Raw genomic sequence first — 3,548 nt, forward strand, 5'->3', positions numbered from 1 at the left:
TGGCTGATGTTCCAGATGGGCGGCGTCGGCCCGATGCAAGGCCAGGCCAACGTGTTCTTCCGCTACTTTCCGGAAAAACTGCCTGGCGCGATCTCCCGCTACCAGAACGAAACCCGGCGGCTCTACGAGGTTCTCGATGGCCGGCTGGGCGAGGCCGAGTATCTCGCCGGCGACTACAGCATCGCCGATATCGCCACCTTCCCCTGGGTGAAGATCCACGATTGGTCCGGTGTTTCACTTGACGGGCTGACGCATCTGCAGCGCTGGCTGGACGCCATCGACTCACGACCCGCGGTGCAGCGCGGCCTCGCCAGGCCGAGCCGGGAAGAGGGCGACGCAAAGATCAAGACGGCACAGGACATCCTCGTCCGGTGAGCATTCATAGCCTTCGGCCGATGCTGCTCGGCCTCTTTCTCGCGGCCTGCCATGCCCAGGCCGCGGACGTCGCTGGCAGTCACGATCTCGAGATGCTGCCACGCCCGGCGAACGCCGAGATCGTCGATTTCCGCGAAACCGCCGATCTGGAGCGCATCTTCCCGCAGGGCTCGATCCGCAGGATAAGCGGCGACCTGCGCTTCGAGCAGCAGGTGGCGACCCAGGGACGACAGCTTTCGCTGACCTACGAACTGCCCGCGGAGCATACCTCCGAGCAGGCCTTCACCCAGGCTCGCCGTGCCTTGCAGGAGCAGGGCGGACACCTGCTCTACTGGTGCGAGGGGCGTGATTGCGGCTCGAGCAGCCTGTGGGCCAACGCGGTGTTCGGCAGCTCAAAGCTCTACGGCCCCGACGATCGCCAGGCCTATGCGCTGGTGCGCCTGAGCGTCGGCGAGATGGACGACCGCCTGGTGGCGCTCTATGCGATCACACGAGGTAACCGGCGCGCCTATCTGCATGTCGAGCAGTTCGACGCCAGCAGTCCGCTGGGCGTGGTCCTGCCGACCCCGGCGACCCTGCTACGGCAACTGCTGGATAGCGGCGAGCTGGACCTGAGCCTGCTCGACGAAGGCCCGCAGGACGACTGGGTGAAACTGCTGGCGCGCAGCCTCAACCAGAACAGCGGCGTACGCGTGACGCTGTCCGGTGTGCAGGCCGGGCAATGGCGCGATGCGCTGGTGCAGGGCGGCGTACGCGCGCCGCGCATCGAGGTGGACGGCGCGACCCGCGACGGGCTGCATCTGGACCTGTTGCGCTAGGCCTCATGCCGCCAGGCCGCCGAAGTGTCACACTCGGCGGCCTGATCCTCCCCCAACCGTTTTTCGGAGCGTTTTTCGATGCCCAACAACGACCGCCTGCTGGCGCAGATACTGCTCCTCGGGCTGCTCGGCGCGTGCCTGTGGGTGCTGGCGCCGTTCGTTTCCGCGCTGTTCTGGGCCGCCGTGCTGGCCTTTGCCAGCTGGCCGCTCATGCGCCTGCTGACGCGGGCGTTGAAAGGGCGAGAGAACCTCGCGGCGGCGATCCTCACGGCGGGCTGGATGATTCTGGTGGCGGTGCCGCTGGTGCTGCTCGGCTTCAACGTTGCCGACCACATCCGCGACGGCATGCAACTGATCAAGGAAGTCCAGGTCGACGGCCTGCCGCCTCCGCCGGACTGGCTGGACAACGTGCCGCTGGTGGGCGATCGGCTGGTGCAATGGTGGACTCGGGTCGACGAGCAGGGCACCGCCTATTTCGTCACCCTGCGCCCCTACGTCGGCGAGGTCGGCAACTGGCTGCTGGCACGCAGCGCGCGGGTAGGCGGCGGCATGCTGGAACTCGCCCTGAGCCTGGTGCTGGTGTTCTTCTTCTACCGCGACGGCCCGCGCATGGCCGATTTCGTCATGCGCCTGCTGGAGCGGCTGATCGGCGAGCGCGCCGATCACTACCAGCGGCTGGTGGCGGGCACCATCCAGCGCGTGGTCAACGGTGTGATCGGCACCGCCGCGGCCCAGGCGCTGCTGGCGATGATCGGTTTCGCCATCGCCGGGATTCCGGGCGCGCTGGTGCTCGGCCTGCTGACTTTCGTGCTCAGCCTAATACCGGTTGGGCCGCCGCTGGTGTGGATTCCGGCGACGGCCTGGCTGCTCTGGCACGGCAGCTACGGGATGGGCATCTTCCTTGGTGTGTGGGGCGTGTTCGTCATCAGCGGGGTGGACAACGTGCTCAAGCCCTACCTGATAAGCCGGGGTGGCAACCTTCCGCTGGTGGTGGTGCTGCTCGGCGTGTTCGGTGGCATCCTGGCGTTCGGCTTCATGGGCCTGTTCCTCGGCCCGACGCTTCTGGCGGTGGCCTTCAGCCTGATTTCCGACTGGATCGCGCCGCGGGCGCACCAGGCCCTGCCAGCCGGCGAGGAGAAGGATGCGCCGCCGCTCTGAGCGTCGGCGCGGGTTCAATCCTGGCGGAGTGGAGCGGCAGGCATTACTGGCGTGGCAGGCGCAGCACGGCGCTCAGTCCGCCGCCGGGGCTGTCTTCCAGCAGCAGCTCGCCGCCCAGGCGCAGCGCCGCCTCACGGGCGATCGACAACCCCAGTCCAACACCCCCCGAGTTGCGGTTGCGCGAGCTTTCCAGGCGGAAGAAAGGTTCGAAGACGGCTTCGCGCTGTTCGGCCGGAATGCCCGGGCCATTGTCGATGACCCGCACTTCAACCTGCCCCTCGCCGTCGTGCAGCTCGATGCGCGCGTGGCCGGCGTAGCGCAGCGCGTTGTCCAGCAGGTTGTTCAGGCACGAACGCAAGGCCTGCGGCTGGGTGTGCAGCGGCCGGCACGTGCCGACGACGCTGACTGCGGCGCCGTTGTCCTGGGCGTTCTCCACCAGTGATTCGACCAGCGACTGCAGGTCGAACAGGTGCCGCGTCTCGCCGGCGCGTTGCTCGCGCAGGTAGGCGAGGGTGGCGTCGAGCATCGCGGTCATTTCGCCCAGGTCCTGGCCCATGCGGGTGCGCAGGTGGCCGTCATCCAGTTCCTCGACGCGTAGCTTGATCCGCGCCAGGGGCGTGCGCAGGTCATGGGAGACGGCGGTGAGGATGCGGCTGCGCTGGGCGATCTGTTCGCGGATGCGCGCCTGCATGCGGTTGAACGAGCGGGCGGCCTTGCGCACCTCCTGCGGGCCGCCCTCGGCCAGCGGTGCGCTGTCGATGTTATCGCTCAGGCGTTCGGCGGCGGCGCTCAACTGGCGGATCGGCCGGGTCAGCAGGCGCGCGCCGAACCAGGCGGCGGCCAGCAACAGGAGGAGTTGCAGCAGCAGCGGCACCAGCGGCCCGCCCAGTGGTGTGGGTTGGCGCAGTTCGGACTCTTCGAGAATCACCAGTGAATTCGGGTGTTTGGGTGGCGGCAGTGGCGGGGGGCCATAAGCGCGGAACCAGAGGAAGCCGATCAGATGGCCCAGCACGATGGCGGCGACGAAGATGCCGAACAGCCGGGCGAACAGCGTATCGCCGCGGCGCATCAGTCGATATCCCGCACGTCGAACAGATAGCCCTCGCCGCGCACGGTCTTGATCAACCGGGGCGCCTTCGGATCGTCGCGCAGCTTCTGTCGCAGCCGCGAGACCAGCAGGTCGATGCTGCGGTCGAA

At 67.8% G+C, this 3,548-nt stretch carries 5 protein-coding genes; 3 read left to right on the forward strand and 2 right to left on the reverse strand.

Features of this window, described 5'->3' with window-relative positions:
- From B3E91_RS15805 to B3E91_RS15815, 3 genes are all read left to right on the forward strand, one after another.
- Positions 1 to 375: glutathione binding-like protein (locus tag B3E91_RS15805; RefSeq protein ID WP_287030414.1), on the forward strand; the 375-nt coding region annotated here is incomplete at its 5' end.
- A gap of 20 nt (positions 376 to 395) precedes the next feature.
- Positions 396 to 1,193, forward strand: coding sequence for a DUF4892 domain-containing protein (locus B3E91_RS15810; protein ID WP_287030476.1), 798 nt, complete (start codon positions 396 to 398; stop codon positions 1,191 to 1,193).
- A gap of 78 nt (positions 1,194 to 1,271) precedes the next feature.
- Positions 1,272 to 2,351, forward strand: a complete 1,080-nt coding sequence (locus tag B3E91_RS15815; protein WP_287030415.1) for an AI-2E family transporter — start codon at positions 1,272 to 1,274, stop codon at positions 2,349 to 2,351.
- A 43-nt stretch (positions 2,352 to 2,394) separates the two neighbouring features.
- Here the strand turns inward: B3E91_RS15815 and B3E91_RS15820 are convergent, their stop codons facing one another.
- Complete coding sequence (locus tag B3E91_RS15820) at positions 2,395 to 3,420, reverse strand: ATP-binding protein (protein ID WP_414708278.1); 1,026 nt, start codon at positions 3,418 to 3,420, stop codon at positions 2,395 to 2,397.
- Positions 3,420 to 3,548: winged helix-turn-helix domain-containing protein (locus B3E91_RS15825; protein WP_287030479.1), on the reverse strand; the 129-nt coding region annotated here is incomplete at its 5' end. The genes B3E91_RS15825 and B3E91_RS15820, both read right to left, overlap by 1 nt.

Origin of the sequence: Pseudomonas sp. UBA6310 (assembly GCF_002438225.1) — a bacterium.
Classification (GTDB): Bacteria; Pseudomonadota; Gammaproteobacteria; order Pseudomonadales; family Pseudomonadaceae; genus Pseudomonas_O; species Pseudomonas_O kuykendallii.

Coding starts and splice junctions, on each gene's coding strand:
- B3E91_RS15810 (WP_287030476.1), top strand. CDS start 396: ATGCTGCTCGGCCTCTTTCTCGCGGCCTGCCATGCCCAGGCCGCGGAC.
- B3E91_RS15815 (WP_287030415.1), top strand. CDS start 1,272: ATGCCCAACAACGACCGCCTGCTGGCGCAGATACTGCTCCTCGGGCTG.
- B3E91_RS15820 (WP_414708278.1), bottom strand. CDS start 3,420: ATGCGCCGCGGCGATACGCTGTTCGCCCGGCTGTTCGGCATCTTCGTC.